The sequence below is a fragment of the Segeticoccus rhizosphaerae genome (genome assembly GCF_009192725.1).
Taxonomy (GTDB): domain Bacteria; phylum Actinomycetota; class Actinomycetes; order Actinomycetales; family Dermatophilaceae; genus Segeticoccus; species Segeticoccus rhizosphaerae.
In genome coordinates this window covers 1-1,707 of record NZ_VOHR01000518.1, presented here as the reverse complement: position 1 = coordinate 1,707, position 1,707 = coordinate 1, and the positions used below count along the sequence as shown (strand labels likewise).

Annotated in this window: 2 protein-coding genes; both read left to right on the top strand. The window is 72.5% G+C overall.

Going from position 1 to position 1,707, the window contains the following annotated elements; all coding sequences use genetic code 11:
* Positions 1-678, top strand: a 678-nt coding sequence (locus FRW57_RS21290) for a lytic transglycosylase domain-containing protein (RefSeq protein ID WP_152187006.1), incomplete at its 5' end; no start/stop codon positions are given.
* 51 nt (positions 679-729) lie between these two features.
* The coding region (locus FRW57_RS21285; protein ID WP_152187005.1) for a protein kinase domain-containing protein at positions 730-1,707 on the top strand (978 nt) is incomplete at its 3' end.

The window sequence follows — 1,707 nt, the reverse complement described above, 5'->3', positions numbered from 1 at the left end:
GTGCGCCCCGGCGAGACGGTCAGCGGCCTGGCCCTGCGGCTGCGCGTCTCCCAGGCCGCCGTGATGCGCGCTGCTGGCATCTCCGACCCCCGGCACCTGCAGGCCGGCCAGACCCTGCGCGTGCGCGGGGCGGCACCGGCCAGGAAGTCGGGTCACGCTGCCAAGGCGCACGGCAAGAAGAAGGCGAAGCCGCGGTTCAGCCACAACACCTTCGAGGGCCGCACCTATGCCGACAGCATCGTCGGGTCGGCTGCCCGCAACCGTCACGTGCTGGCTTCGCGGAGCCTGCCGACCCGCAGCCAGACCAAGGCGCTGATCGCGCGCACCGCCCGCCGCCACGGCGTCGACCCCCGACTCGCCCTCGCGGTCTCCTACCAGGAGTCCGGCTGGAGCCAGCGCCAGGTGTCGGTGGCCAACGCGATCGGGGCCATGCAGATCATTCCGAGCACCGGCGAGTGGGCCTCGCAGATGGTCGGCCGCAAGCTCAACCTGCTCGACCCCGAGGACAACGTCACCGCGGGCGTCGTGGTCCTGCGTGCGCTGCTGCGCAGTGCCGCCAACGAGAGGCAGGCCATCGCCGGCTACTACCAGGGGCTTGCGGGGGTCCAGCGGCACGGCATGTACGCCGACACCAAGCGCTACGTGGCCAACGTGCTCTACCACAAGTCGCACCTCTAGCCCCGGCCCCGCCTACCGGGGTGTCGCGGCCCGCGAACCTACACTTGGCGCGTGTCGTCCGCCCCTCCCGTGTCCCTCGTCGGCCAAGTGGTCGACGGGCGCTACCGCGTGCAGTCGCACCTCGCCGACGGCGGTATGGCGTCCGTCTACGTCGCGGTCGACCTGCGCCTCGAGCGCGACGTGGCACTCAAGATCATGCGGCCGGACCTGGCCAGGGACGAGAACTTCGTCAGCCGGTTCCGGCGCGAGGCGCGCTCGGCGGCCCGCCTGTCCCACCCCAATGTGGTGGGCGTGTTCGACCAGGGCAGCGACAACGGCCACGTCTTCCTCGCGATGGAGCTGGTGACCGGCAAAACGCTCCGGGACGTCGTCCGCGACGAGGGGCCGCTCACTCCCCGCGCGGCGCTGGACATCATCGAACCGGTCCTGGAAGCGCTCGACGCGGCGCACCGGGCCGGCATCGTGCACCGAGACATCAAGCCGGAGAACGTCATCCTGCGCGAGGACGGCGTGGTCAAGGTCGCCGACTTCGGGCTGGCCCGAGCGGTGACGACCGACACCGTCACCGCCCACACCGACGTGCTGCTCGGGACGGCCGCCTACCTGTCCCCCGAGCAGGTCGAGCGCGGCATCGCCGATCCGCGCAGCGACGTCTACTCCGCCGGGCTGCTGCTCTACGAGATGCTGACCGGCGTCAAGGCGTTCCCGGGCGACAGCCCGATCCAGGTGGCCTACCAGCACGTCCACGGCACGGTCCCGGTGCCGTCCGCCCGGATCGCATCGGTGCCGGGCGAGCTCGACGCCTTGGTGGCGCTGGCCACGGCGCGCGACCCCGACGACCGCCCGACCGATGCCGGAGACCTGCTCGCCCAGGCGCGCCGGTCCCGCGACACCCTGAGCACCGACGAGCTCGACCACCGGCCCAGCACCGGTGACCCCGGGCGCAGCGGCAACCCCACTATGCCCCTCGGCCGCACCACCACCCGTGCGGTACCCCGCGCGCCCGTTCCGGACGAGCCGGGAGCGGCG